The sequence below is a fragment of the Nonomuraea sp. CX421 genome (genome assembly GCF_059358955.1).
The window spans coordinates 16,697-42,510 of record NZ_JCADBK010000041.1 but is presented as its reverse complement, the minus strand read 5'-3'; the positions used below and the strand labels follow the sequence as shown (position 1 = coordinate 42,510).

30 protein-coding genes and 1 pseudogene are annotated in these 25,814 nt (G+C 68.5%); 15 read left to right on the top strand and 16 right to left on the bottom strand.

The window, feature by feature from the left end; genetic code table 11:
• Positions 1-256: pseudogene (locus tag AC5L3X_RS38395) on the bottom strand (hypothetical protein); the annotation flags it as partial.
• Positions 257-657: 401 nt separating this feature from the next.
• On the opposite strand from AC5L3X_RS38395, the gene AC5L3X_RS38390 reads away from it, so the two are divergent.
• From AC5L3X_RS38390 to AC5L3X_RS38380, 3 genes are all read left to right on the top strand, one after another.
• Entirely contained in the window at positions 658-855 is a 198-nt protein-coding gene (locus AC5L3X_RS38390) for an SHOCT domain-containing protein (RefSeq protein WP_494863651.1), read from the top strand.
• 415 nt (positions 856-1,270) lie between these two features.
• On the top strand, positions 1,271-1,705 hold the full coding sequence (locus tag AC5L3X_RS38385) for a GNAT family N-acetyltransferase (protein WP_494863650.1): 435 nt from the start codon (positions 1,271-1,273) through the stop codon (positions 1,703-1,705).
• A gap of 35 nt (positions 1,706-1,740) precedes the next feature.
• The gene (locus AC5L3X_RS38380; protein ID WP_494863649.1) at positions 1,741-1,983 is read left to right on the top strand and encodes a hypothetical protein; all 243 of its coding nucleotides are present in this window, start codon (positions 1,741-1,743) and stop codon (positions 1,981-1,983) included.
• A gap of 429 nt (positions 1,984-2,412) precedes the next feature.
• Here the strand turns inward: AC5L3X_RS38380 and AC5L3X_RS38375 are convergent, their stop codons facing one another.
• Positions 2,413-2,916 (bottom strand): hypothetical protein, encoded by a 504-nt coding sequence (locus AC5L3X_RS38375; protein WP_494863647.1) that lies wholly within the window; start codon positions 2,914-2,916, stop codon positions 2,413-2,415.
• A gap of 208 nt (positions 2,917-3,124) precedes the next feature.
• Between AC5L3X_RS38375 and AC5L3X_RS38370 the strand changes: the two genes are divergently transcribed.
• Positions 3,125-3,433, top strand: coding sequence for a hypothetical protein (locus AC5L3X_RS38370; RefSeq protein WP_494863645.1), 309 nt, complete (start codon positions 3,125-3,127; stop codon positions 3,431-3,433).
• Positions 3,434-3,513: 80 nt separating this feature from the next.
• On the opposite strand, the gene AC5L3X_RS38365 is transcribed toward AC5L3X_RS38370, so the two are convergent.
• Together AC5L3X_RS38365 and AC5L3X_RS38360 are read right to left on the bottom strand one after the other, a co-directional pair.
• Positions 3,514-4,248, bottom strand: a complete 735-nt coding sequence (locus AC5L3X_RS38365; RefSeq protein WP_494863644.1) for a DUF8817 family protein — start codon at positions 4,246-4,248, stop codon at positions 3,514-3,516.
• 25 nt (positions 4,249-4,273) lie between these two features.
• Positions 4,274-4,861 (bottom strand): PadR family transcriptional regulator, encoded by a 588-nt coding sequence (locus AC5L3X_RS38360; RefSeq protein WP_494863643.1) that lies wholly within the window; start codon positions 4,859-4,861, stop codon positions 4,274-4,276.
• Between the two features lie 319 nt (positions 4,862-5,180).
• On the opposite strand from AC5L3X_RS38360, the gene AC5L3X_RS38355 reads away from it, so the two are divergent.
• A complete protein-coding gene (locus AC5L3X_RS38355) occupies positions 5,181-7,319 on the top strand; it encodes an SPFH domain-containing protein (RefSeq protein ID WP_494863641.1) in 2,139 nt (712 codons plus the stop codon).
• Between the two features lie 183 nt (positions 7,320-7,502).
• Positions 7,503-8,693 carry an FAD-dependent monooxygenase gene (locus AC5L3X_RS38350; protein ID WP_494863640.1) on the top strand — a complete coding sequence of 397 codons (1,191 nt, stop codon included), beginning with the start codon at positions 7,503-7,505 and terminating at the stop codon, positions 8,691-8,693.
• 39 nt (positions 8,694-8,732) lie between these two features.
• Here AC5L3X_RS38350 and AC5L3X_RS38345 read toward each other — a convergent pair whose 3' ends face one another.
• Complete coding sequence (locus AC5L3X_RS38345; protein WP_494863639.1) at positions 8,733-9,257, bottom strand: DinB family protein; 525 nt, start codon at positions 9,255-9,257, stop codon at positions 8,733-8,735.
• Positions 9,258-9,379: 122 nt separating this feature from the next.
• Between AC5L3X_RS38345 and AC5L3X_RS38340 the strand changes: the two genes are divergently transcribed.
• Both AC5L3X_RS38340 and AC5L3X_RS38335 read left to right on the top strand, forming a co-directional pair.
• The gene (locus AC5L3X_RS38340; protein WP_494863638.1) at positions 9,380-10,033 is read left to right on the top strand and encodes a TetR/AcrR family transcriptional regulator; all 654 of its coding nucleotides are present in this window, start codon (positions 9,380-9,382) and stop codon (positions 10,031-10,033) included.
• Positions 10,021-10,317: a DUF6204 family protein gene (locus tag AC5L3X_RS38335; RefSeq protein WP_494863637.1), complete on the top strand. Its 297-nt coding sequence runs from the start codon at positions 10,021-10,023 to the stop codon at positions 10,315-10,317. Before AC5L3X_RS38340 ends, AC5L3X_RS38335 begins: the two co-directional genes overlap by 13 nt.
• Positions 10,318-10,326: 9 nt before the next feature.
• Here AC5L3X_RS38335 and AC5L3X_RS38330 read toward each other — a convergent pair whose 3' ends face one another.
• Positions 10,327-11,316 (bottom strand): NADPH:quinone reductase, encoded by a 990-nt coding sequence (locus tag AC5L3X_RS38330; RefSeq protein ID WP_494863636.1) that lies wholly within the window; start codon positions 11,314-11,316, stop codon positions 10,327-10,329.
• A complete protein-coding gene (locus AC5L3X_RS38325; RefSeq protein WP_494863635.1) occupies positions 11,316-11,783 on the bottom strand; it encodes a pyridoxamine 5'-phosphate oxidase family protein in 468 nt (155 codons plus the stop codon). Before AC5L3X_RS38325 ends, AC5L3X_RS38330 begins: the two co-directional genes overlap by 1 nt.
• A gap of 168 nt (positions 11,784-11,951) precedes the next feature.
• On the opposite strand from AC5L3X_RS38325, the gene AC5L3X_RS38320 reads away from it, so the two are divergent.
• From AC5L3X_RS38320 to AC5L3X_RS38310, 3 genes are all read left to right on the top strand, one after another.
• Complete coding sequence (locus tag AC5L3X_RS38320; RefSeq protein WP_494863634.1) at positions 11,952-12,395, top strand: hypothetical protein; 444 nt, start codon at positions 11,952-11,954, stop codon at positions 12,393-12,395.
• Between the two features lie 129 nt (positions 12,396-12,524).
• Positions 12,525-13,187 carry a DUF433 domain-containing protein gene (locus AC5L3X_RS38315; RefSeq protein WP_494863633.1) on the top strand — a complete coding sequence of 221 codons (663 nt, stop codon included), beginning with the start codon at positions 12,525-12,527 and terminating at the stop codon, positions 13,185-13,187.
• Entirely contained in the window at positions 13,184-13,636 is a 453-nt protein-coding gene (locus AC5L3X_RS38310; RefSeq protein WP_494863632.1) for a PIN-like domain-containing protein, read from the top strand. The genes AC5L3X_RS38315 and AC5L3X_RS38310 overlap by 4 nt, the downstream gene beginning before the upstream one ends.
• 115 nt (positions 13,637-13,751) lie before the next feature.
• Here the strand turns inward: AC5L3X_RS38310 and AC5L3X_RS38305 are convergent, their stop codons facing one another.
• Both AC5L3X_RS38305 and AC5L3X_RS38300 read right to left on the bottom strand, forming a co-directional pair.
• Positions 13,752-13,919, bottom strand: a complete 168-nt coding sequence (locus AC5L3X_RS38305) for a VOC family protein (protein ID WP_494863631.1) — start codon at positions 13,917-13,919, stop codon at positions 13,752-13,754.
• A 48-nt stretch (positions 13,920-13,967) separates the two neighbouring features.
• On the bottom strand, positions 13,968-14,705 hold the full coding sequence (locus AC5L3X_RS38300; protein WP_494863630.1) for an SAM-dependent methyltransferase: 738 nt from the start codon (positions 14,703-14,705) through the stop codon (positions 13,968-13,970).
• 304 nt (positions 14,706-15,009) lie between these two features.
• On the opposite strand from AC5L3X_RS38300, the gene AC5L3X_RS38295 reads away from it, so the two are divergent.
• Positions 15,010-15,741, top strand: a complete 732-nt coding sequence (locus AC5L3X_RS38295) for a class I SAM-dependent methyltransferase (RefSeq protein WP_494863629.1) — start codon at positions 15,010-15,012, stop codon at positions 15,739-15,741.
• Between the two features lie 23 nt (positions 15,742-15,764).
• Here AC5L3X_RS38295 and AC5L3X_RS38290 read toward each other — a convergent pair whose 3' ends face one another.
• Positions 15,765-16,073, bottom strand: a complete 309-nt coding sequence (locus AC5L3X_RS38290) for a winged helix-turn-helix transcriptional regulator (protein ID WP_494863627.1) — start codon at positions 16,071-16,073, stop codon at positions 15,765-15,767.
• A 71-nt stretch (positions 16,074-16,144) separates the two neighbouring features.
• On the bottom strand, positions 16,145-17,449 hold the full coding sequence (locus AC5L3X_RS38285) for an MFS transporter (RefSeq protein ID WP_494863626.1): 1,305 nt from the start codon (positions 17,447-17,449) through the stop codon (positions 16,145-16,147).
• A gap of 57 nt (positions 17,450-17,506) precedes the next feature.
• Here AC5L3X_RS38285 and AC5L3X_RS38280 point away from each other — a divergent pair, with 57 nt between their 5' ends.
• Positions 17,507-18,592 carry an ArsR/SmtB family transcription factor gene (locus AC5L3X_RS38280; protein WP_494863625.1) on the top strand — a complete coding sequence of 362 codons (1,086 nt, stop codon included), beginning with the start codon at positions 17,507-17,509 and terminating at the stop codon, positions 18,590-18,592.
• A gap of 19 nt (positions 18,593-18,611) precedes the next feature.
• Here the strand turns inward: AC5L3X_RS38280 and AC5L3X_RS38275 are convergent, their stop codons facing one another.
• The 3 genes from AC5L3X_RS38275 to AC5L3X_RS38265 form a co-directional block, all read right to left on the bottom strand.
• On the bottom strand, positions 18,612-19,595 hold the full coding sequence (locus AC5L3X_RS38275; RefSeq protein ID WP_494863624.1) for an aspartyl/asparaginyl beta-hydroxylase domain-containing protein: 984 nt from the start codon (positions 19,593-19,595) through the stop codon (positions 18,612-18,614).
• 45 nt (positions 19,596-19,640) lie between these two features.
• Positions 19,641-20,843 carry a CgnE/CgnB domain-containing protein gene (locus AC5L3X_RS38270; protein WP_494863623.1) on the bottom strand — a complete coding sequence of 401 codons (1,203 nt, stop codon included), beginning with the start codon at positions 20,841-20,843 and terminating at the stop codon, positions 19,641-19,643.
• A gap of 77 nt (positions 20,844-20,920) precedes the next feature.
• Complete coding sequence (locus AC5L3X_RS38265) at positions 20,921-21,055, bottom strand: hypothetical protein (RefSeq protein ID WP_358471862.1); 135 nt, start codon at positions 21,053-21,055, stop codon at positions 20,921-20,923.
• Positions 21,056-21,436: 381 nt separating this feature from the next.
• On the opposite strand from AC5L3X_RS38265, the gene AC5L3X_RS38260 reads away from it, so the two are divergent.
• Positions 21,437-22,870: a M28 family peptidase gene (locus AC5L3X_RS38260; protein WP_494863622.1), complete on the top strand. Its 1,434-nt coding sequence runs from the start codon at positions 21,437-21,439 to the stop codon at positions 22,868-22,870.
• Between the two features lie 109 nt (positions 22,871-22,979).
• Here AC5L3X_RS38260 and AC5L3X_RS38255 read toward each other — a convergent pair whose 3' ends face one another.
• Together AC5L3X_RS38255 and AC5L3X_RS38250 are read right to left on the bottom strand one after the other, a co-directional pair.
• Complete coding sequence (locus AC5L3X_RS38255; protein WP_189124438.1) at positions 22,980-23,852, bottom strand: SPFH domain-containing protein; 873 nt, start codon at positions 23,850-23,852, stop codon at positions 22,980-22,982.
• A 61-nt stretch (positions 23,853-23,913) separates the two neighbouring features.
• Positions 23,914-24,987: a class III extradiol ring-cleavage dioxygenase family protein gene (locus AC5L3X_RS38250; protein ID WP_494863620.1), complete on the bottom strand. Its 1,074-nt coding sequence runs from the start codon at positions 24,985-24,987 to the stop codon at positions 23,914-23,916.
• A gap of 195 nt (positions 24,988-25,182) precedes the next feature.
• On the opposite strand from AC5L3X_RS38250, the gene AC5L3X_RS38245 reads away from it, so the two are divergent.
• Complete coding sequence (locus AC5L3X_RS38245) at positions 25,183-25,722, top strand: MarR family winged helix-turn-helix transcriptional regulator (protein ID WP_189124440.1); 540 nt, start codon at positions 25,183-25,185, stop codon at positions 25,720-25,722.
• The last annotated feature ends 92 nt before the right edge of the window (positions 25,723-25,814 follow it).

Here is a 25,814-nt window from a genome sequence, read left to right as displayed (position 1 = left end):
CGGCGACGGCCACGGTGAGCGAGGCACTACGCGTCGCCTTCCTCCCGAACCCTCCGTCGCCGGTGGGATGACGCCTCGCGGGGCGCGAAGCCGGGGCGCCGAGTGCGCGCAGGACTTTCAGGCCGACCGACTCCACCACGATCGCGAACAGGAACATCAGCATGGTGGCGGTCTGCGCGCCTGAGTATGGGAGGGCGGCGGCGCCAGGTGGGACCCCGTGCCGGCGGCGCATGCCCCAGAGGACGAAGCTGTCCACGCCGTTGACATCAGCGCCATGAGGCGAGGGATCACCTCCGGGACCAGGTGCTCATACGCGGCGTGCCAGGCGGCGCGGCGGCGCTTCCCGGTGCGGCGTTCGGCCCGGTACAACCGGAACGCGACCGTGCCCTCCAGCGCGAGCACCGCGAACGCCACCGCCTCAGCGGCCACGATCGCCGGCCGCGGGACCGACACGCCGGATACCAGCAGGACCACGAGGAGAAGTGAGCTCCCCCCTGTTCGCCACTACGGGACCATCAGCACGCTCCAGTGGGACCAACGGCCCTGCCGGTCGTTGTCTCCGTCGTGACACGTTCGAACGGAGACCTCCTGAAAGGAGGGCTAGGGGCAATGATGTGGGGTTACGGGACTGGCTATTGGCTGGTCATGGGGATAACCATGATCCTGTTCTGGGGATTGATCATCGCTGGGATCGTGGCGCTGGTTCGCTACATCGGCGGCTCGCGGAAGACGGAAGCACGTGGGGTCCACGGCCCACAGCGGCCAGAGGACATGTTGGCTGAGCGGCTCGCCCGAGGCGAGATCGACGTCGACGAATACAAACGTCGTCTGGAGTTGCTGCGGGAGCGCAGATGAGTGTCCTGCGGCAGAGAGGATGGCTGGCGGCTGGTGCGTTGGCCGCGGTCGTGCTAGGCACCACGTCCACGACGGCCCTGGCGGGACTGGCGGCGGAGCAGGAGAGTGCAGGATCAGTCTCCCCGCCGGTCAGCGAGTGCCAGGTACCGGCATTGCCCGGCACCGTGGTTCAATCGCCCCCGGCTCCATGGGCTGGACGACTTTGACGCTCAAGCCGGGCCGTTACGAGTTGATCTGCGATCTGCCTGGTCACTACGGCGCCGGCATGTACGCGGAGCTGGACGTCAGGGCGTAGGGCGCCGGAAGATCGCTGACCGGCCTCGATCTCGGCCTCGGGACCGGTCCCGGCGGATGGCGCTCGGCCACGCGAAATTCGTTCGCTCCGAACCGGGCGCCGCTGACATACTCCACCAGCGTGACAGCGGACTCTGTCTCGACCTTGGTCGTCGGCGACGACGATCCCGAGTTGAGCAAGCGACTCGACGATGCACTGACGGCGTTCAACGAAGCCGCCACCGGCACGGCCTACGGTGACTCCTTCTCCATCAAGGTCACCGACGGAAACCGCGAGTTGGTCGGTGGCCTGACCGCCTGGACCTGGGGCGGGCTCTGCGGGATCTCCCTGCTCTGGGTCCGCGGGGACAGCCGCAAGCAGGGATGGGGCAGCAAGATCCTGCGAGCCGCCGAGGCGGAGGCCGTACGACGAGGGTGTGACCGGGTCGCCGTCTCCTCCTTCACCTTCCAGGCTCCCGGCTTCTACCAGCGGCACGGCTACGTCGAAACCGGTCGGATGCTCGGTATTCCCGACGGTCACGAAGACGTGCACCTGTTCAAGCGGCTGACCGCCTGAAAGGGCGCCTCCGGCGGGGGCGCTCCGACTCCAGGGTGATCATCAAGGACGTGCTCATCTTGCGTTGTAGGCGACGGCGTGAACGCCTGGGGTTCACGCCAGATCACGCCGAACAATGCTTCGGCGCAGTCAGCTCGCCCCGCGCGGCGGCCGGAACTGAACGCTCGGCCAGCTGGGTGAGTCAGTCAGAGCTGCTCACGCCGCCACCGTACCGCCTCACCCAGCTCGAACCGCTGCACGGCGACAACCAGAATGCCGCTGCCGTGGAGAGCCCTTAGGGACTTCGCGGTTATCCACCCAACAAAGTCGCCAAGCGGATCCACAACGGGGACGAGCATGACCTTGAGGCGTTCCTCAAGTACGCCATGACAGGCCGTGAAAGCCTTCGGACGCTTGCTCATTCGGGGCGACGTCGTCTGGGGCGATGCTGAGCGGCACGCTCCACCGCCACGCGTTCCCGTCGTTTCTGATCTGCGGCCTCACGCAAACTCGGCACCCGCCGCTTCTCATGTCTCATTGCCAGTCGGATTGTCCAGTAGAGCAAGAAAAACAACAAAACGGCTGGAACGACCCATATCACTAGCACAAATAGAAACTCGGCGAACCCCATCGTCATCTGAACCTCCGCACAGGGAGAAACCAGCATGCCGGACCTTGCCGGTCGCGTCCATCGATGACTTCACCCGGCCATCGCCCTGGGTCAGTCTTCACATGTCGTCGGGGATCTCGGAGCGCCGAACACCTTCGGGCGCGGCTGGTGGATCTCCGCATGTGACACCGCCAGGACCGAGTTCATCCGGTAGCCGAGCAACAGATCGCTGCACCGGCCGATCAGGTCGCGGCCGTTCGCCGCTCGCTGCGTCGTCGGCAGGGTCGAGGAGACCACAGGCCCCCTCGATCTCTCCCGACCCGATCAGGTCACGAATCGCAGCCGCCATCCCCGCGAATCCGGCGTCCCTGATGATGATCAAATCGGAGCACCAGAAGTACCGGCCACCCGAGCACTCACCGGTGCGCGCGTCCTTGCTCATGACCTTCTGGATCACGTCCGACGTCATGAAGGTGGCGTATCTGCGGGAACCATCAGGAAAGGTGATCGTGGCGTCCGCCGCATCGGCCGTGTCCGGCTCATAGCCGTCCCAGGCCGGGATGCTCATCTCGAACTGAGGATCCGTGATCGTATAGAAGGTCCCGTCGAAACTGATCAGCACTTCGTCTCTCTCTGCTGCCGGTCCGGCTCCAAGCAGGCATCCCGCCGACGACGATCAGCCCACCGCGGAGGCACCTGCTTAAAACGTTTGTACTGAAGGGATAGCTGATGCGAGACTTGCCCGGTTTACGAAGGTGACTTCACCCCTTGGAGGAATCGTGCGCCGAGCCGCCATGGCTTTACTCGCGCTGGTCACTGCCACAGCCGCTATGGTCGCGACGACCCAGCCGGCCAATGCCCAGGTCACTCACACCTGCCGCCCCGACTACTGGACGAACAAGTGCGCCAGCGGCTACGCGCCCGCGAACCGCACCCTCAACCGCGTATGGATCGGGATCGACAGCACCAGCATTGTGGACTGGGAGGTGTGGGACAGGGAGACGGGGGCCCGCGTCGGATCAGGACGGGTGTCGCCGGACAAGCAGTTCCGTCACGGGATCTACGGACTGTACGGCAGCAAGTACCAGCTGGTCATGAAGGGCTCCTGGGGCAACTACGGCTTCATCTGCGACTGCTAGGACCGGTACCGGAGTTGAGATGACGGGGATTCGCCTGCGCTTGTGAACGCCCGCGGCGGTCCCCGGGCCGGACGTGAGGGTCAGGGCCGGTGCGCGGGCCCGAGAATGGCCTCCAGGTCTTCCAGCGCGGCCAGGATGTCGGCGAGCTGGCCGCCGCGCTCGGCTTCGGAGAGGGTGAGCGCGCGAGCGCGAGCAAGGGCGTCGCGGGCGGCGGCCGAATCCTCGGCGCGGAGTGCGAGTTCGGCGCGGTAGGCCAGCGCTTCGAGCAACTCGGCCGCCGTCGCGGTGTCCTTGTCCCGCTCCAAAGCCGCGTCCAGGATCTGAGCCGCTCGTACGTGCTTGCCGTGGGAGTCGCCCATCACGACCGCCTTCTGCAGAGTCGTGGCCAGCCTGCCGGAGGCCGCCACCTTCTCCTCGGGTGCGGGTTTGGCCGCCACGATCCTTATCCAGTTCCCGCCGGGGTCGACGACGGTGAATCCGGAAAGGTTCTCGGCGTTCTTGCGCTTGCGGGGCCGGGTCATCCGGGGGATCCCCGAAACCAGGAGCTTGCCGTGGGCCTCGCGCATGCCCGCCGCGAACGCCTCGAAGAGCTCCCCGGTGTCGGGCACGATGACCAGGCAGCTCCCGTAGGAGTCCTCGGGCTTGAAGTCCGGGATGCCGAAGAAGTGCAACTGGAGGTCTTCGCGTTTGAGCGACACGTACGGGTTCGGGCGGAGCTGGTAGTAGGTCCGGACGAAGCCCAGCATGGTGTAGAACTCGACGATCTCATCGATGGACCGGCAGGGAAGCAGCGGTACGGTGATCTCGTTGGCCATGGTTTCTCCGTTCTGATGAAGGCCGCTATGCGCCCTGCCGTGCGGGTGCAGGGTCCTCGCCGGCCATGGTGAACGCGCCCTCTTCCAGGCGGCGGATCAGCCGGTGGGTCCATTGGGCGCGGGCGTCGGCGGTGGTCAGCCATAGAGACAGGACCTCGCCCACCGGCCCCCAGGTGTCCAGATCGGCGTCCGCAGGCAGGTGCGAGGTGATGCTCGTGCGCCACTCGCGCATCGCGCGGGCTCGCTCGCGCAGCATCCGCAGGGCATGCTCCCGGGGAAGGTCCTCGATCAGGCCGACGGCGGCGCCCAGCACGTCCAGGCTCGGCTCGCGGTCGGCGAGGGCCTGGCTCAGGAGGGTGAAGTACTCCTGTTCGCCCTTGTCGGTCAGCTCGTATTCGATCCGCGGCGGGCCCGCGGCCTCCGAGGGGACACCCTCGTACGTCGCCAGCAGGCCCTGGTCGGCCATGCTCTTGAGCGCGTGGTACACCGAGCCCGACGTGGCGGTGGACCACTCGTGCGCGCCCCACGACTCCAGATCCGTGCGGACCTGGTAGCCGTGTGCGCGACCGCGCCTGCGCAGCGCTCCCAGCACCAGCAGCCGTACCGGCTTCATCCAGCTCCCTTGATCTTGAGCTAACCAAATTTGGCTAGTCTCTCTGCCGAGGACAGTACCCCCAAGCTCCCCCATAGCCAAATTTGGCTAATCGGCACAGGAAGCCCACCGTCGTGATCGGCAGGATGGAAGCCACCGGTCCGCACCGACACTGACATCGACATGATGCTCCGACGATCGCCCCTCTAGGATCGTCTGCGAAGACCCCACTGACGACGCGCGCAGTACGCCGCCGCTGGCCTCCCAGGGTGACTGTCCCGTTTCTCGTACTGACCGCTCCATAACGTTTCCAGTTGGCCCCCGGGCTGGACGGAGTGACATGGTCTGGTATCTGGCCGCCGCGGTGCTCGCGGTCCTGCTCGTTCTCCTTCGCGGAATGCACCGGATCCCACCGGATCGGGTGGGCGTCGTGTACCGCAGGTTCGGGCGGACCTCCGCCGAGGACCGGGCCGCGGTCAAGGTCGCTGGGTCACCGGGTGCCCAGGCGGCCCTGCTACGGAGCGGGCAGGCGTATTTCCTGCTCCCGTGGCTGTACCGGGTCCGGGAGAGGCCGCAGATCAGTGTCCCGGCGGGCACGGTGGGGGTCGTCGTCGCCAAGGCCGGCGCCCCGGCCCCGCTGCTGGAGCCGCTGGCCCGGTTCACCGAGTGCGACGACTTCCAGGACGGGCGGGCCTTCCTGCTCGACAGGGGCCAGATGGGGCGGCAGCCGGCGGTCCTGCCGGGCGGCGCCAGGTACGCGGTCAACCCCGAGCTGTTCGACGTGTGGACCTCTGAGGCGGACGACGCGGAACTCGCCGGCCTCGGGCTCACCCGCGAGAGTCTGCGCGAGGTGGAGGTCCCCGTGGGCTCGGTCGGCGTCGTGGTGACCTTCGCCGGCCAGGAGCCGGTCGACGGGCAGGAGGGGCCCGCGCTGGGCGAACCCGTACCGGGCCACCGGAACTTCCAGCTTCCGTGGCGGTTCCTGGAGGAGGGCGGCAGGCGCGGGGTGCAGGCCGAGGTGCTCCGACCCGGCAGCTACCGGATCAACCCCTGGTTCGCGACCGTGGTCCTCGTGCCGACCAGGATTCTGATCGTCGAATGGCGGGACCGCGGCCCGGGCGGGCCGCCCGACCTTCACGACCTGGTCTTCGGCTCGCTCAGGTTCAACGTCGAGGGGCACTGGCTGAGGGCCGGCCTCACCCAGACCGTCTCCATCCGGCCCGAGACGGCCCCCCACCTGGTCCAGTCGTTCGGCTACCTGCGGGCGGAGGCCGGAACACCGCCGGAGCCGGTGACCGCGACGGTGCGGCGCTTCGCCGAACGCGTGCTCGGCAGCGTGGTGGCGGGCTACCTCCAGAGCGCCGCGGCGGAGTACGGCGCGCTGGAGCTGCTGGCGTCGACGCAGGAGATCCGGACGGAGCTGGCGGCCCGGATCCGGAGCGCGCTCTCGGCATGGGGCGTCGACGCGATCGACACCACGCTCACCGAATTCGAGGCTGAGGACCCGGAGTTGGAGCGGACGCGCCGCCGGCTGTTCGACCTGGAGGGGTCCCGGCGGGCCGCCGAGGTGGAGCTGCGGGTCGACGAACTCCGGATGGACCTGGAGCGGAACCGCATCCGGACCCAGACCGTGGAGCTTGAGGAGCAGATCAGAGTCCTGGGCCGGGACCAGATCGCCATGGAACGGCTGATCCGGCAGATCAGCGAGATGAAGGTGCCGGCGCACGTCTCCGCGGAGGCACTGGCCGACTATCCGCCCGTCCGGCTCCTCGAACCCTTCCTGGCCTCCTTCCGAGCTCGGGAGGGCTACGAGGAGCACGATCCGGTCTCTCCGGTCGTCGTCTCGACGCCCGAGGACCGCCGACCCGTCAGGTGGGGAAGGATCGAGCGGGCGATGGTCGAGGAGCTCGCCCGGCGGCGCCAGGACGCGGCCGGCGACCCGGTCGCGGACGAGCACACGATCGTCGTCTATCAGGACGACGACCTGATGCGGGACGAGGTGCGGGAGGCGATCGGGCGGTTCGCCGAGAGCGTCGGCTGGGAGGTGATCGACAGTTCCGACCCCATCCACGGGTCCTGGTTCCAGATCTTCCGGATCAGGGCCGCCAAGACCGTGGGCGAACACCTGACCGCGGACGAGGTGCTGGCGAGCTTCAAGCGGGCCGCCGAACTGCGGCTGGTGCACGAGGCCCAGGCGGGCGTGGACACCGCGCAGGCCGACGCCGCCTCCAAGCTGATCGAGTCGCTGGCGAGCACCGCCCGAGCCGTCGCGCTGGTCGGCTCGATCCTGGTGGTGAAGGACGACGGGCTGCTCGCGGTGCGGACGTTGTCTCCCCGGCAGTTGATGCATCTGGAGCGCAACCCGCACATCACCGACCCGCTGGCGGTCCTGATGTCGCTGCGCGAGGCCGCCGAGTTGGATGCGCCGGCACCGCCGCGACTCGACCCGGGATCGGCGCATCCGGAGGAGAGCGCCTGACCGGGCGGCGGTCAGGCGCTCTCGTGGTCGGCTTACCACCGGTTCGGCGTGGACCCGCCTGGAGGCGGTTCGCTAATTGGCCATCTCGTGACCGGCGGTTCAGCTGGACTAGATCGTCCCGCCGTACACACTCTTGCTACTCTATGTTGTTAATTGATCACTTTGAGTAGTAGGAGAGATGTTGTGAAGATCGCGTGCGTCGGCGGTGGGCCCGGCAGTCTGTACTTCTCGGTCCTGATGAAGCGGGTGGACCCGTCCCACGACATCACCGTCTACGAGCGGAACCCGGTCAATTCGACGTATGGCTGGGGCGTGACCTTCGGCGACGAGCTGCTCAGCTATCTGCACGTCGCCGACCCCGAGTCCGCGCGCGCCATCGGCGAGAGCCTGGTCTCCTGGGACAGCTGGGTCACGCACGTGCACGACCGCGCGACGGTGACGGAGCAGGCGGAGGAGGGCTTCGGCATCAGCCGCCACCGGCTGCTGGCCATCCTCACCGAGCGGGCCCGCGCGCTCGGCGTGCGCGTCGAGTTCCAGCGTGAGATCGCCGGTGAGGCCGAGCTGGCCGACGCGGATCTCGTCGTGGCCGGTGACGGTGTCAACAGCGTGCTGCGCGAGCGTCACGCCGATCACTTCGGCACCGAGGTGACGGTCGAGCGGAACACCTACATCTGGCTCGGCACCACCAAGGTCTTCGACTCCTTCATCTTCGCCTTCGTGGAGACCGACCACGGCTGGCTGTGGTGTTACGGCTACCGGTTCAGCGAGGACCGGAGCACCTGCGTCATCGAGTGCTCCCCCGCGACCTGGCGAGGACTCGGGCTCGACCGGACGAACGAGACCGACAGCCTGGCCCTGCTGGAGAAGCTCTTCGCCGACATACTGGACGGGCATCCGCTGATCGGCCGGTCGCAGGCCGACGGCAGCGCGCACTGGCTGAACTTCCGCACCCTGACCAACCGCCGGTGGTATCACGACAACCTCGTGCTGCTCGGGGACGCCGCGCACACCACGCACTTCTCCATCGGCGCGGGCACCGCCCTCGCCCTGGAGGACGCCGCCTTCCTGGTCAACGCGCTGCACGGGGACCCGCGACTCCAGCCCGCTCTCGCCCGCTACGAGCGGCAGCGCAGATCAGCGATCCGCAAACTGCAGCGAGCGGCCCGCTACAGCGCCCAGTGGTACGAGAACCTGCCGCGGTACATCGACCTGCCACCGCTGGAGCTGATCGCTCTTCAGGCCCGGCGGGAGTCGGCGCTGCTCGCGCACGTCCCGCCGCGGCTGTACTACCGGATGGGGCAGACCATCGAATCGTTGTACGGCTGCAAGCACTGGCTCGGGTCGAAGCTCGGACGAACCAGGCACGCCGATTGAGAGCACGTACGCGCCCGCCAGCGGCGGACCTCGGGACCGTCAGGCAGAGGCGGCACGCGTCAGCCGAAGCTGGCCGATCTCCGCGGCGTTCTTCAGCAGTTCGGTGTTGACCCAGGCCACCATGTGGGCCACCGTGTGCCCGGAGTCCTTCGGCCAGGGAAACGGGGCCGCGGCGTCCAGATCGGCGTCGGAGAGTCGATCCAGCACCGCCAGCCATTCCACGCGAAGGCCGCGCAGCCACTCGACGGCGCTCGTCCCGTCGCCCGGCCAGGTGATCTCGGTCCTCTCACGGGGTGGCCGTTGCTCGGCGTGATCGATCGTCACGCTCCACCACCAGCCGATGTGCCAGCTCAGCCAGGCGATCGTAGGGACTGGGACAGGGTCGGGCTCGGTGTCCGCCCAGTCCGGCACCCATTTCCCGGCCACGTCATGACGCACCGTCCAGCAGTGGGCCGCCGGCTCCCACAGGAAGTCATCAGGCTTCAGGCGCTCCAGGTGATATTCGAAGAGCGACCACGTCAGGTCGAACTGCCAACGCAACAGGTCACATCGGGTCAGGTTCATCGGGCGATGCTGGCACAGTGGCGCTCCGCCCCGAAAGCGATTAACCGCCCCCGGCCTGGCCATGCCCGGATGACGATTGAATGAAAGTGCAGTCCACTTCAAAAATACAGTACGCTCCAAAGATGTCAGAGGGACTGCGGGAGCGGAAGAAGCGGCAGACTCACCGGCGCATCTCGGACGTGGCCCTTGGCCTCTTCGTGGCACACGGTTTCGACAGGGTCACCATCGCCCAGGTCGCCGAGGCCGCCGAGGTGTCGGTCAATACCGTTTACAACTACTTCTCGTGCAAGGAGGAGCTCGTCCTGCCTCCGGAGGAGGCGTCCCCGCAACGGCTGGCCGACATCGTCCGGCAGCGGCCGGTCGGGCAGTCGGCGGTGGGCGCGGTGCTGACTCGGCTTCGGGACGACGTACGCGGGCGCGACCGCGCGGTCGGGCTGAGCGCCGGATTCGGGCGGGTGCTGGAGATGATGCGGGCCGCCCCCACGCTGACCGCCCGCCTGGAGGACCTCGGCCGTGAGATGACGGAGGCTCTCGCCCTCGTACTGGCCGAGGAAACCGAGACGGAGCGGGACGATCCGCTGCCGCGTGCGGTGGCCTGGCAGATCGGAAGCCTGCACGCGCTGGTCTACGCCGAGGTCGGACGGCGGACGACCGCGGGCGAGTCCGCCGACGCGATCTCGGCCGCCTTGCTGGAGCTGCTGGACACCATCGAGACACTGCTCGGCGAGCGCATCCTCACCTATGCCGTACGAAAGGACGACCCATGTTCAGAGTGACGATCAGTGGCAAGTTCAAGGGGCTCGACGAGGCCGGCCGAGCCGCCGTGCGGGCGGCGAGCGAGATCGCCTACACGGAGGCAGGGACGTTCACCCATGACCACAGCGTGTCCGCCTTCACCTTCCGCTGCCAGGTGCCCGCGGGACCGGACGACGGTGAGGAGGAGGCGTTCCTGGGAGCGATGGAGGCGCTGGACGCGCACGGCTACCCGCACGAGGTTCTGAAGATCGCGGTGACGGACATGCGCGACATCAAGATCCGCCGCAGGGCCCGGTCCGCCTGAGCGCCCCTGTCACGTCAGGACGACGATGCGCCCGCGAGGGCTGTGCGGCTCGGCGCCTTCTTGGAGGCGGTGAGACCGGGCGGCCTCGGTGAGCGGCAGCCGGGTGCCGATCCGGGAGACCAGGGCGCCACGGGCCAGGAGGTGGTTGATCGCCGTGGCCGCCGCGGTGAGCTCGGCGACGGTGGCGTTGCTGATCGCGAAGCCCCGGAGGCTGGCGTCACGCGTGTAGAGCTCTCCGACCGGCAGCGCGGGAGTGGCGCCGAGGCCGGCCGCGATGATCATCCGGCCGCCGAGGGCGAGCAACGGAACGGTCCGCTCCAGGTGGTAGTGGCCGGCGCTGTCCCAGAACACGTTCACCCCGTTGGGGGCGAGTTCGGCGATCTCCGGGTACATGTCCGGGTCGTGGTAGTCCACGACCTCGTCGGCGCCGCACCGCCGGCACCAGTCGAAGTCGTCCGGACGCGCGGTCGCGATCACCCGCGCCCCATAGGCCGCGGCGAGCTGAACGGTGGCCGAACCGACCCCGCCGCCCGCGCCGGTCACGACGACCGTCTCCCCGATCCGCAGGCCCGCCTCCCTGAACAGGCCGAGGTAGGCGGTCGCGGCGGTGTGCAGGGAGGCGACCGCGTTCTCCGGATCGACGCCGCGGGGCAGGTGATAGAGCCGGTCGGCGGGCACCGCGGCGTACTCGGAGAAGGCCCCCTGTCGACCGTCGAACCCCAGGCTGTCGCACCACACCGGGTCGCCGGGGGCGAACCCCGGCGCCGCCGTCGCCACGGTCCCCACCAGGTCGCGGCCGATGACGAACGGGTACGGCAGGGGTGTCCGATAGGCGCCGGAACGGACGAAGGTGTCGACATGGTTGACGGCGAGCGCCCGCACCTTCACCAGGACCTCCGACGGGCCGGGCTCGGGCACGGGCAGCCAGCCGATCCGGATCTCGTCCGCCGGGCCGGGCCGCGTGATGTAGGCCGCGGTCATGGTCTCGCGGACGCTCATCATCGCTCTTCGTCCAGGTCGGCGAGGTACGTACGCGCCCATGCCCGCCTGAGATCGACCTCGTCGGCGCCGCCGAAGGTGTAGGCAGGAGACAGGATCGGCAGCGCCCGCTCCACGTGCACCAGGATCGCGCGATGAGCGGGGTAGCCGGGACCGTTCAGGTCGAGCAGCCAGGCGTGCAGCCACTCGTACACAGGGTCGCCGGGCTCGCGGAGCTCCGCGGTGCCCTTGAACCGGTAGCCCCGCCTGCGGAGGAAGTCGATCGAGTTGATCTCGATCCGCGGATCGCGTCGGAGGTTGGCGACCGTGTTCGGGGACGCGATGTCCATGAAGGCGAGGTGCGCGTCGTCGTACACCCGCATCGATCCCTTGGGCGAGAGATTGGGCGAGCCGTCGGGGCACACGGTGGCCACGAAGGACAGCCGCGCGGTCTCCACGATCAGCCGCATATCGTCGTCGATTGTCATCCTCATCCTCCCTCCAGTGAGGTACCCATGCTTCGGCCTCGGGAAGGAGTCGTTCTCCGCGGCTCCGCGCAGGTCACGACCGGTCATGGGGCTTACGACAGTGCGGGGCCGCCGTGAGGCGACGCGGAAGTCGGGATCACCAGCACGATCTGGGTGTCTCGGAGGACGGTGGAACGAGAGAAGGCCGCCACCTCGCCCGCCGTTCCGGGCACCACGAAGATCCCATGGGCGCGGCAGATCGCCGCGCGGGTGGCCGGAGCGCTACTCGTCTGGGTGATGACCTATGCGTTGTTCGCGGGCATCTGGGCTGTTCTCGCCGCCTCGATGGGGTTCGCGCCGGCCGTGGTTTTCACGCCGCTGTTCTTCCTCCTCAGTTCGCCGTCCGCCATCTGCGCTCTGGTCGCCAAATCGGCCACGCTGGGCGGGTTTCTCGGCGGCGGATTCCCCCTCGGGCTCTACGCACTGGAGGCGGCGGCACAGGACACGGTCCAGACCCCGCCGCTCACCTGGTTCGTGGTCTTCTTCATTCTGGGCGGAATGCTCGGCGCGCTCGCCGCCACGATCGCCGTGACCACGGCTCGCAGGCTGCACGTCCCCTTGCCGCGAAACTGAGGACGGCCGCACCCGGAACTCGTCGCCCTCCGGCAGGTCCGTCGCTTGCGACCACCAGCTCCGCTCGGCGTCCGGAAGAACATGAACGCCGAGGAGATCTTTGCGATGATGGCCTGGTAACCGTTCCGCATGCACGGCATGGAGGGGGTGAAGCGGATGTCCTACAGTCCGCAGCTCGCTGCGGCGCTGTCGGGTGCCACGCTTCGCCAGCTCGCCCACTGGCGTAAGGCTGGTTCGGGCCGTGGAGCGGTGCTGGTTCCCGAGATTTCCGCCTTCCGTCCCGTTCTGTACTCATTCCGTGACGTGATGGCACTGCGAACATGCGTCAAGCTGCGCAATGACGCTTCCCTGCAGAAGATCAGAAAGGCGCTGGACACGCTCCGCGACGATCTGGGAGAGCGAGATCACCTCTCGGCATACCGCCTGGTGGCCGATGGCAGCAGCATCTACCTGGCGGGGCCCGATCAGGCGATTGATCTGGTGCACAGTAGGGCCAACGTCGTGATCCATGAGATGGTGGACGTCCTGCGGCCCTTCTATCGTGACGGACGCCATATCCCTGACCTCCTGCGACCACGTGATCATGTGACGGTCGATCCGGCGGTCCGAGGTGGGATTCCGGTGATAGAGGGCACACGGGTGCCCTATGACGAGGTCGCCGCGCTTCTTCGAGACGGTGTTCCCGCTGATCGGATCCCCGATTACTACCCGAGTGTCACGGCGACGGCCGCACGGGAAGCCGCGGATTTCGCCGACTATGTCGACAGCTATGCCCCGCAGAGGACCGCGTGAGGCTGCTACTGGACGAGAATGTCCCCAAGCCGCTCCGTCGAGCTCTCACCGCCTTCATCGTGCACCACGAGATTGTTCATTTGCTCGATCTCCCTGGCTGGTCTGGGACGCGTGACGAGAGCCTCTACCCGCTTGCGGCTGCCGAGGGATTCCACGCGGTCGTGACCAACGACGGACGGCAGATGCAGCGCCCGCGGGAGGTCGCAGCCATCGCGGCCTCGGGCCTGCACCGGATCGAATATCCACACAAACAACAGGGCCTGGCGGGGATGGGGCTGGTCATCGCGACAGTCTCCGCGGGGCTGCCTGGCGCCTTGACCGTGTTGGAGGAGGCTGATGGCCAGAGGCTGATCACGCTGCGGAGCATCGACCCCACATCGACGGCTCGGTTACGGGTGATCGATCCCCTGGTGGATCCGCCTAAGTTCTGGATCTCCTCTGCAGGCTGAACCATACGGTCCGACCTGGCGAACTCCGCAGGCTATGGGTTCTGGAAGCTCGGCGATCATGACAGCACCCATGAGACCCGCCAGACATCCTGGGCCGACGCGGATCGGCGGCGCCTCAGAGCGACGTCGCGGCGACGCAGAACTCGTTGCCCTCCGGGTCGGCCATCACGATGTGGTGCTCGTCGACCTCCTCCAGCACGCGCCCGCCCGCCCGCACCAGCCGGTCGGCCTCCGCTCTGATCCGCTTCCACCGCTCCTCGGGAGTGCAGCCGCGGGCCGGCACCCTGATGTCGTACGTGCGCGTGGGCCGATCCGCCGGGACGCGTCGCGGTCAGGCGGGTGTCTCGCGGAGCACCAGGCAGACAAAGCCCCAGATGTCCCGGTAGACGCGTAGCCAGTCGGAGCGGTTGGTGGTGGCGACCGCGAGTGCCTGCGCGCTGTCCGGATCGGACGGATGGTCCAGTGCCCAGGAGGCCAGTGACCCCCAGCAGGCCCACTCGTAGTCGTCCAGCTCCTCGCGGGTGCTGATGTGCCCGTGGACGGGGGTCCATCTGTCGGCGACGACCTGGTCCAGGGTGGTGGACAGGTCGGCGAGGTCTCCGAGCATCTCGATGGCCTCCTGAGAGGGGGCGCCCGTCCAGAATCCATCACCGATCAGGACTCGTCCGCCGGGCGCCAAGTGCTTGCGTGCCGCCGCGAGGGTCGGCGGCAGCCCGCCGAAGGCCTGCGTGGCCCCGACGCTGAGCACCAGGTCGAACGGCGACGAAGAGGTGAACGTCGCGGCCTCCTGGCTGTGCAGGACGAGGCGGTCGTGAACGCCGAGATCTCGCGCGGCGTCACGAGCCCGGCCCAGTGCCTCTTCGGAGACGTCGACGCCATCGGCCCGAACGCGCGGACGCGTGGCCAGTGCGCGCAACAGCCATTCCCCTCCCCCGCATCCGAGGTCGAGCACGCGTTCGTCGCCGCGCGGCAGTCCCTGTTCCAGCAGGCGGCGCACCGACTCCTCGCCGAGCGGCGCTTTGATCGGGTGATCAGTATGAGCGATCCTGGACATCTGTTCGTGATTCATCCGGGCAGCTTGGCAGCGACAGAGATCTTGCGCATCTCGTTTCCGCGACCACGGGATCGATGTCGGCGGCGCCGCCGACGTGCCATGTCCCGCCGGTCTCGGCATAGGAGGTGATCGGGTTGCCGGACAGCGTCAGGGCGAATTCCTGCTGGCCGCGGTGTTCCCGGAAGCCGGGAGGACGCATCTTTCCGTCCTAGTCGAAGCACTGGCCCCCGTTGCCTCGCGACCCGATGATGAAGCCACTGCTGGCGCGCGGCTGAACGCGAACCACCACGGGAACCGGCAGCGTGAGGAAGGATCTGCGATGAACGAGCCGAACGCAGCCGGTGAGTGCGAGCACCTGATCGACGTCGAGGACGTCTACGTCACCAGGGGGACCAAGCCCGTTGTGGCGGCGCTAGGCCGCCTGGCCGCCGGAAGGGCCGTGTTGGAGCTGAGCGCCGGCTTCGACGCGGTCGGCCTCGCCCTCGCCGAAGCCGGGTTCGACGTCACCGCGATCGACTCCTCCGCGCACGTGCTCGATTCGCTGGAGGGCGAGGCCAGGGCCGCCGGAGTCGCGATCTCGACGTTGCTGGGGAGCATCCACGACTTCCAGGGCGGCCCCTATGGCCTCATCTGCCTTCTCGGCAACAAGATCTCCCGGCTGCTCAGCCAGGACGACCAGGTGGCCTGTTTCGCCGCGGTCAGCCAGGCGCTGGGCGAGAACGGTCTGTTCGTCATCGAGACCACGCTGTCGCCCGGGTGGCGCGACGGGAGACCGTCGGTGGGGGTCGCGGACGGCAACGTGGTCCTGCACACGGAGAGCTACGACCACCTGACCCAGATCAGGTCCATGATCACGCTGGTGGGCAAGGAGCAGGTGACCCGGATCCTGCCCAGCCGGCTGCGTCACACGTCGCTCGCGGAGCTGGACCTGATGGCCCGTCTCGCCGGGCTCGACCTGAAGGAGCGCTGGGGCACGTGGACGGGTGATCCCGCCACCCGGTTCAGCCCGTACGTCATCTCCGTCTACGCCCTGCAGACGATGCTGTGGTGACGGTCGCCGCGTGGCGCGGGGCGTCACATGGCGTCGTCCAGATCTCCGGCGGCCAGCGTGCGAAATTGGCAACAACAGGCAAGGACGGCTTTGCCGCGTGGCGTGAGCGTGTAGTAAACGCGTATCGGCGGAGTGGCCTCATGCACTTTGCGATGCACCAGGTGTTTGCTCACCAGTGGTCGCAGCACCCGTGCCAGTTGCTGATGGTTGGCATCGATGGCGCGCGCCAGGTCATTGTGCGACCGCGCTCCTCTCGCCAGCTCGTCCAGGACCGGAAGCGTCCATTGCCGTCCGACGAGATTGAGCAACTCAGTGACGTTCTTCTCATCCACGTCATCCCCGTTTCTATGGTCTTTTCCGCCCGTGCTTGATATTCCTCCGTATGTCGAAAGGGCTGTGCCGGTCACACGTGCGTGATCGGCGAAACGTCCTCGCCGGCCTTCCGGCCGGGCAGCAGGTGGCGCCTGAGCAGCAGACCGGCGGCGATCACGAGAACTCCGAACACCGCTATCGACAGGCCCGCGCCGACGATCCCGGTCAGCGCGCCGACGGCGACGGCGCCGAGCGCCTGACCGGACATCAGGCCGGTGCTGACCAGGCCGAACGCCTGACCACGAGCGTGCTCGGGGAGCGCCTGCAGGAAACGCCGCTGGAGCCCGATCTCGTAACCCAGCCCGGCCGAGCTGGCGGCGGCCAGCGCGACGGCCGCCGGCAGGCCGGGCTGCAGGGCGAAGGCGACCAGGCCGCCGCCGGTCAGGTAGATCAGCGGGAGCACCAGCCGTTCGGCCGTCTCGACGCTGGCGAACCGGCCTATCAACACGTTGCTGAGCAGCATGCCGCCGGCCATGGCGGAGAGCAGTAAACCGGCCGGAGCCTGTCCCATGTCGGCGGTGTAGGGGACCACCGCGCCCTCGGCCCCGACGGCCAGCGAGGTCGGCACCAGAATCGCCAGCAGCAGCCCACGAATGTGCCGGTCGGCGAGCAGTTGCCTGTTGACCTGCCAGGTCGAGGCGGCCGCCCCGGTCCGCAGCAGCCGTCTCAGCGGGGAGGTGCCCGGCGCGGACGCGGGCCGGTCAGCGCGGTCGGCCCGGTCGGCGCGGTCGGCCCGGCGTCCTGGGCTGTCACGCAGCCCGAACCAGGTCACCACGGCGGCGACGAGGCAGAAGGCCGACGCGGTGGCGAGCACGCCGTAGGCGCTCATCGTGATGAGCAGCAGCCCGCTGATGCCATGACCGATGACCTGGGAGGCGGCCGCGGCCGCGGTCATCAGCGATCTGCCCGTGATGTAGCTCCGGTCGCGGAGAACGTCGGCCAGCAGTGCCGTCGCGTTGCCCTCGGCGACGGGGCCGAACAGGCCGATGACCGCGGCCAGGATCAACACGACCGGCACCGGCAGGACCACGAAGGCCAGCACCCCGATGACGCAGAAACGGACCAGGTGGAAGGTGACCAGCAGCGGCCGGGTGGAGATCCGGTCCGCGAGCGAGAGCAACAGCGTCCCGCCGACGAGGTAGGCGAGCATGCCCGCCATGTACGCCACCGCCGCCATCAGCGGCGACCCGGTGCGGGCGAAGACCAGCAGCGACAGGGCGAGCATCTTCATCGCCTCGCTGATGACCATCAGAGTCTGGCCGACGAACAGAGCGCGGAACACCCCCACGGCGAAGACGTCGCGGTACGGCACCGGCGAACCCTCGTTCGTTGTCATGCAACTATTGTTCGAAAGTCACTGTCTCCGAGCCATGCCTTCGACGATGATGGAAACGTGCTCGAATTCGATGTTGACCCGCAGGATTTGGCGGCCAGCAGATTCGCCATCTCGCCGATCAACGAGACCGGCAGAGCGCTGGACATCCTCAGCGGATACCGCGGCGACGTCGCGTTGCGCCCATGGGCCGACCGCGCACGGGCACGTTTCAACGACCTCTGCCGTCAGGTCCCGCCGGTGCGCGCCCTGGTGACGCTCGGGCACACCGACGGCTACCAGCCCGACTTCATCTCCCCGCCACCGACCGGGCCCCGCGAGACCATGGCCAACCAGCTGGAGATCGTCCGGGCGACCCCCTTCGACCAGGCACGGCAGGAGCTCCATCGCACGATCACCGAACGAAGCAGGCCGGTCCCCGAGGAGGTGCGGGCCGCGCTCCAGACGCCCGACGTGGTGGCGCGGCTGGCCGCCGGCCTCGAAGCGGTGTGGCACGAGCTGATCGAGCCCGACTGGCCCGCCATCCACGCCATCCTCGAACAGGACCTCCTGCACCGGGCGGGGCTCCTGCTCGCGTACGGCTGGGCCGAGGCGCTGACGGATCTGTCGGCGCACGTCAGCTGGCGCTCCCATGAGAACGGCGGCTCGATCACGGCGGACGTGCCGTGGGACGAGCGGTGCCCACCCGACAGCGACGGCCTGCTGTTCGTGCCCACGATCTTCGGCCCGCTGGCCTTCTGCACGGACCCGCCGTGGCGCCGCGCCATCCTCTACCCCGCCCGCGGCAGGGCGACGCTCGCCCACCGGCACGTGCAGGAGGATCACGGCGACGCCCTCAGCGAGCTCGTCACCCGGACCCGGGCCCTGCTCCTCAGGGCGATGCGCCAGCCTGTGACCACCACCCAGCTCACCCGGCAGCACGGGATGAGTCTCGGTACGACGGGCCACCACCTGTCCATCCTTCGCCGAAGCGGTCTGATCATCAGCACCCGGTCAGGGAAGTTCGTCCTCTACCGGCGTACGGCGCTCGGAGATGCCCTGGTCGCGGCCAACACCTCGGCCAACACGTCGCCCAACACCTCGGCCGACACCTCGCTAGGCGCCGGCCGAGAGACGTCCGGGCTGCCCCGAACCGTGGAGGGTTAGCGAACCCGGCCGGAAGCCATCACGGCAGGCACGACCAGCGGCCGGTGAGCTCGGTCTCGCCCACCACTCGGCCGCCCTCCCGGAAACGCCAGACGATGGCCGGGGGCATGCCGACGGCGCGGCCGATGGTCAGCGTGTGGGCGTCGGTCCAGCCGAGATATCTGAACGTGTGGTCACCGACGTGCACGAGCGTCGCCTGGAAGCCGTCGCTGGTCGACAGGGCCAGCCGCCCGTCCGGGGCGGGGGTGACCGTGACCACGCAGTCGTCTCCGGGCGACGACCGCCACGGCTCGATGGTGGTCAGGCACTCCCCCGCGGGCACCCTGAAGACGCAGTTGAGGCCGTGGCCGGTGGGCAGGGGCACTTCGGGTCTGTTGTGCAGGATCCGGTCGTCCCCCAGCGCTTCGAGGAACGAGTCGGGGAAGATCCGCGTCATCTCCGGTGAGACCTCCACGTCGATGACCAGATGCACGCGCGTCGTGTCGCTCTCGTTCGCGACGTGGTGGGGCTGTGAGACGTCGCCGTACCAGAGGGCGCCCGCTTCCCAGTAGTGGCGGTTGCCGTTGATGGTGATGGTGCACCGCGGGTTGGTGATGATCGGCACGTGCAGCCGCACCCAGCCGAAGGCGAACCCGCTCGGATAGTCGGTGTGCACCGGCGAGCACGCGCCCGGCGCCAGCGCGAGGAACTCGATCGCCCGATGCCTCCCCGGCACCTCGCCGATGACGCTCTGGACGTACGGGAGATGATCGATGATCGGCGTGTAGCCGAAATCCACGGTGCCGGGGCCGCCCGGATCCGTCCGTGACACGTCACCACCGGGACTCCGCACCGGAAGGCACTTCCAACCGGGAGCGGCCGGGGCGCCCGGACCGTCCTCGGACGAATACCACGTCTTGACGCCCCAGGTGAGGCGAGAGGCCTTTTCCAGATCGCGTTCCAGGCGCTCGACGTCGTAGCCGGAGCGCAACTGGACGGCGTCCAGCGCAGCGACCATGCTCATCGACCGACCCTCCCTTCGTCTCGCCGAGATCCCCGGCGAACTCGCTTACCGCTGCTGACCCCTGCTCGGTTCGATCCGGCAGGATCGTTCGTAGTCTTCCCTGGCCTTGGCCACCTCGCGGGCGATCACGCCGCAGCAGTCGCCGTCGATGTCCTGGTCGTCGATGTCGTCGTCGAGGATCGGCGGATGCTCTTCGGAGGCGTACCTGGCCAGGTCATGTGTTTCGATCACCGTGTCGTGGTCCACCGTGATCGTCGCGTTCGGCGCGATGAGGTCGAGGTGGATGTCGCACATGTACGAGACCGCGTCGATCTTCTGGCCGTGCTGCCCGAGGCCGAGGTGCACTCCGGGGTGCCGCTCGTTGATGTGGGAGTTCATCGGGATGAAGCCGGTGACGCCGATGTTGGTGCCGAATCCCAGCTCGCCGATGCGGTCGGCGTTGGGCCGCTCCAGGCACCGGTCGATCAGCGTCGACACCGCCGGGCTGTCGCACGTGTAGGCGACGACCCTGCCCTTCTCGATCTGCAGGGTGACCGGGTTGTCGCGCAGTCTGGCGTCCGTCTCGGTGTAGGCCGTCACGTTGAACGCGCCGTCCGCGACGAGCACCCCGTTGATGTCGGCCGGGTACGTGCTGACCTCGCCGGAGGGCGTGATGACGAAGGTGCCCTGCCGCCACAGGCCGCGGTTGCTCAGCCACCTGTAGCGCTCGGTGTCGGTCGACACCTCGAGGTCGGTGCCGCTCGCCGTCCGAATGCGCAGGTGACTGGCCGGCATCATCCGGTTGAGCAACGCGCCGTTGATCGCGGAGAGCATCTGGGGCGTGGCGTTGACCGCGCGCTCGAAGAAGTCGCTCGACGCGTTGATCAGCCGGTAGACAGCGACGGACGCCTCGTCGTACGGCGCCAGCGCCCTGCGCAGCTTCAGGGAGTGCGACATCGAGTCTCTTTCGACGGTGAGCACCACCAGCCGCGAGCTCAGGTCGCGCGGATCGGGGAGCGCGTCGCGCAACCTGGCCTCGAGCCCGTCGTCGTCGACCGGGTTCATCCCGCCGACGCCCGAGGTGATGCCCCGCGTCGTCAGCTCCGCGGCGAGCCAGGCCGCCGGCGCCCGCGCGTCGAGCGTGTAGAGAATGAACACCCTGTCGTCGGCTCGAATAGCGGGGTAGTCGTCGAGAAAACGAGAAACTCCCCGCCAGGTGGCGTCGGACGGTGTTTCGATATGGGATTCCCGGACAATGGCCTCGGTCATATCGCTCTGCTTTCTTGTCGCCCGGACGCGCCGGACCGCACCCATGATGCGGTCCGGCGCGGGTCTCCGTATGGTGATTAGGACTGGAGAATGTTCCACGGAGCCTGGGTGTGGCCGTCGGTGACGATGTCGCCCGAAACCTGGGCGAACGACATCAGGCCATCGGTGGGCATGTTCGCCAGAGCCGCGACCAGAGCTTCCTCACGTGCCATGATGTGACCTCCCGTTGTTGGACGGCGGCCGATCGAGCCGCCGGAGACGACGTTAAGCGCCGTCCGGGGGGCCGTCCAGATTTCATTTGGTGGACCAGATGACATGACCGGCAGGTAGTTACGCCGGCGTGACCACGCTAATCCGCCCGGCATTCAGCAGGTTTTTCCGTCAGGTTATCGACCGGGGGCCGCCCCAAGCCCGTTTCAGCGATCTGGACAACCGGACATCCGTCATTTAGTGTCATGGACGCCGTACCGCTCCCCCGCGATTCCCATTTCCGGATGTTCACGCGTTCGGCTATCCGTCGATATCGAGTGCGATGTCCAGGGTGAATACGAGGCAGCCGGCGTGTTCCCCCGCCCCACCTTCTGGAGGCACCCATGACCGTAAGGCAAGCCGTGGCCTGCGTGATGCTCGCGCTCCTCGCGCTCGCGCCGGCCCCCGCGACGGCGGCCTCGTCCTCCGGTGACCTCGCCGGCCTGCTCGAACGTCAGGTCGACGTGGACGCGGTCATGGCGCACCTGCGGCACTGGGAGCGGGCGGCCGACCGCCACGAGGGCAACCGCGCCAGCGGCACCGAGGCGCTCGCCGAGTCGGCCGACCACCTCGTGCGACGCCTGACCGGAGCCGGCTACCGGGTCACCAGGCAACCGGTGCCGTACGAGGACTTCGCGTTCGACGCCGAGCGCGCCGCGCAGACCGCTCCCGCGACCCGCGAGCTACGGGTGCTGATGGCCAGATGGTCGCCCTCCCTGCCGCCGGGCGGGCTCGACGCGGGAGTCGCCGCACCGGGTGCCGGCTCAAGCCACGGGTGCTCCGCGAGCGACTACGCGGGCCAGGACCTGACCGGCGCGGTGGTGCTCCTGCGGTGGGGCGACTGCGCGATCGACGGGAAGATCCGGACAGCGGCCGAGCTCGGCGCGAAGGCGGCGCTGCTCTACTATCCGTCGCCGAGCCCGGACAACGTCTGGCGGATCGCGGTCGTCCCCCACTACCAGGTCGAGCTGCCCGTCGCCTCCGTCTCCGAGGCGGCGGCCCGGCGGCTGATCGGCGAGCTGACCGGAGGCGCCGTGCGCATGCGGCTCGACCTGCGCGGCCACGCCGTCACGGGCACGGCGGAGAACATCCTGGCCGAGACCTCGGTGGGCGATCCCGGACGCGTCCTCATGGCCGGAGCCCATCTCGACAGCGTCACCGAGGGGCCGGGCATCAACGACAACGGCAGCAGCGCGGCGGCCCTCCTGGAGACCGCGCTGGCGCTCGCTCCCCACCAGTCCCGCCTCAAGAAGCAGGTCCGGTTCGCCTGGTGGGGCGCCGAGGAGCTGTTCGGGGTGGGCTCCGCCCATTACGTGGCGGGGCTCGACGAGGCCGGGCGCCGAGCCGTCGCCGGCTACCTCAACTACGAGCTGATCGCCGCGCCCAACCATGCCCGGTTCGTCCTGGACGGAGACGACAGCGACCACCCTGGCGAGGGAGGCGGACCGGGCCCCGACGGCTCGGCCGAGATCGAGGCGGTGTTCGCCGGCTACTTCCGGCAGCGCGGGCTGCCTTTCCGGACCCACGACCTGCTCACCGTCCGGTCGGACCACGAGGCGTTCATGACGGGCGGCATCCCGGTCGGCGGGCTCGACGGAGGCGACGGGCTGGGCGTCAAGACCACCGACGAGGCGCGCGTCTTCGGCGGCCGGGCCGGGGCCCTGTACGACCCCTGCTACCACCAGCCCTGCGACCGGACCAGCGGCCTGAACACCAGGGCTCTGCGCGAGAACTCCCGCGCGATCGCCTGGGTCCTGGGCCGGATCGCGACCGGCTGACGCCGCCGTGCGCCACGTCGGCGTCAGCCGAGAAGGTCGCCTGTCGCCTGCGGCGCGCTGAGCCGACAGGGCCGAACGGGAACGGATCCATCCGCTGACCGGCTCCCGGTCAGTTGCCGCCGTTCTTGTTCGGCGTGACGTTGATCTGGCCGCTGTCGGAGACGATGATCTGGATGCGGCCGTCCTTGACGGCCTGCCACATGACCGCGCCCTGCGCGCCGAGCACGTCCTTCAGCGCCCTGATGGCCTCCAGCTCGGTACGGGCCTTCTCGTTCTTCGCCTTCTGCGCGACGTTCTCCTCCTGGGCCTGCTGGACGGCGGCCATCGCCTCGCGCACGTTCAGCGGCGGCTGCGGCTGCTGCAGCGTGACCGAGAACTTGTCGAAGAACTCGGCGCCGCCCTGCTCGCGCAGGAACTGGCCCATGTACTGGGCGACCTTCGCCTCCCAGTCCTGCTTGGACTGTGGCTTGAGGTAGGCCAGGTCACGCCAGGCGAACTCCTTGCTGGCCGCGTCGAGGGCCCGGTCGAGCGGCTGTCCGATGTAGACGCTGAGCAGCTTGTTCCAGCCACTGTCGGTGTAGGCCTCGTACTTCAGCCCGATCTGTTCGTGGAAGAGCCGTAGCGTCTTGCAGTCGCTGGTGAGGGAGAACGTGACGACGCCCGTCACGCGCATCTCCAGCGGGTCCTTGGTCCACATCGTGAGCGGCCCGGCCTCGGCCCCCGGCTTGGTCTGGACCCCCGCCGGATCGTTGGGGTCGGCCGCGAACTCGAAGGTTCGCTGCCCGGCCGGATAGACGTAGCCCTTGTCGCCCCAGCCGGACACGTCGCGCACACCGGGCTCCACGCAGTTCTGGAAGGTGGTGTCGGAGAACATCCCCGCGTCGTAGACGATGCCCTTCTCGTCGGGCTCGGGGGTGGTCATCGAGCAGCCGGTCACCAGGACGGAGGCGACCAGTAATGCTAAGACGGCCTTCTGCCTCATCGAATCTCCCTCTCCACGAGCCGGATGGTCTGGCGCATGCCGGGAGCGTAGCGGCGGCAGGTTACGCGGAGGGGCCGTAGATCGCGAACACCTTGTTGGAGTTGAACACCGCGGTCTCCACGAACTTCGACCAGACCGGCGTGGGGTGGCCGAGCTCCTCCATCGCGGCCACCAGCGGGAACCAGTTGAGCAGTTCCTGCTGGCCGGCCGCCTCGATCTCCTGGAGCGGGGTGGCGCGCCATTCGTCCAGGTCGCCGCCGGCCAGGGCCTGGTAGAGCCGTACGTCGCTCCGGGTGTCGGGGTGCAGCCGCCAGGTGCGGTCGCAGAGGAACGCGTGCGACCAGCTCGACGAGGCGACCAGGGCGATGCGCCACGGCGACTCGGCGCACAGCCGGGCCACCTCCGCCCCCATGCGCATGAGCCGGCGGGGCGACGGCGACGGCGGGTCGAGCTCGCGCACGTCGCCGAACTCGCTCATGAACCCCCGGTAGCTGACGACCCGCCTGCCGTAGCAGTTGATGGGGAAGGGCACCACGGGATAGTCGAAGCCGGTGCGGTGGTAGTCGAGGTAGAGGACGGCGTTCAGGAAGGCGTGCGGCAGGCCGGGGTGGTGCGCCGGCCGGTAGGCGTAGGAGACGTCGATCTCCCGCTCCAGCAGCCCGGAGGCCAGGTACTTCGCGATGTCCGGACGGCCGCGGACCTGGAACGTGGTGCTGTGGTCCTCGCCCCAGACGTTGGGCCGGTCGCGCATGTCCGACGAACGGTCGGCGTGCGCCCAGGGCTTGAGGTCCATGGTCGGGTACGCCAGCACGGCGTAGGGCGGGATGATGTCCTCTTTGAAGTTCTCGTACTGGTCGTCGCCCCAGATGACCAGCGCGTCGGGGTTGAAGTCGTCGATCGCGGCGCGGACCCGCTCGAATCCGTCGACCATGGCGGCGCGGTGCTCCTTGGCCGCGGCCCGGCCCTCGTCGTCGGCCCATTCGCGGCGGGCGAGCTCCGGCCAGTTGGCCACGTCCTTCGCCTCGGCGGGGATGCCCGGGTCGGTGAGGGTGCGCTGGAGGAGGCTTGCCATGTTCTCGTCCAGCCCGCCGAAGAGGGGATAGTGGGACAGGCCGACGCCCAGTACTTCCGCCATGACCGCTTCCTTCGCTGGAGCCGTTGGGCCCGTTGGAGCCGTTGGGGCCGCTCCGCCGTCGGCATCGACGCCCGGCGCGGAGCCTCAAAATAGTTCCGATCTTGTATTATCGTCAACCATAAATATCTTCGATCCAAGTAATCGGCCCCGGCGCCGCAGGGTGCCGGCCACGCCGACAACGAGCTGGAGGCGGGCGTGTCCCATGACACCGATCCGGAGGAGTCGACGGTCGAGTGGCAGGTCGCCCGAGCGCAGGCCGAGCACGGGCCCGGCTTCGACCCCGACCTGCTGACGCTGACCCTCACCCTCTACCGCGCCATGTCGGCGTTCGACCGCGCCGGGGCAGCCGAGCTCTCCGGGCATGGGCTGTCGGTCAGCCAGTTCAACATCCTCAACGTGCTGCACCGGGCGGACCGGCCGCTGAACATGGGCGAGCTGGCACTGGCCATCTCCATCCGGCCGGCCAACCTGACGAGCGTGATCGACGGGCTCGTGCAGCGGTCCTTCGTGGAGCGGCGGATCAACCCCGACGACCGCCGTTCCTACCTCATCGCCAACACCGCCACCGGCGAGCGATTCCTGGAGGGCTTCCTGCCGTCGCACTGGCGCTATCTGGAGGCGCTCGTCTGGCGGCTCGACGGCGAGGACCGCCGCGCTCTGACCGCGTTGCTGGACAAGCTGCGCGAGTCCATCGAGACCGCCCAGGTCGACAGGGGCCAGGTCATCTCGCCGTAACCCTCCTCGATTTCCGGCCGTGGCGACACCTTGATGTCCGCGACGCGCCACAACTAGTATCCGATCATAAATATTTCGGTCCGGGATAGTCA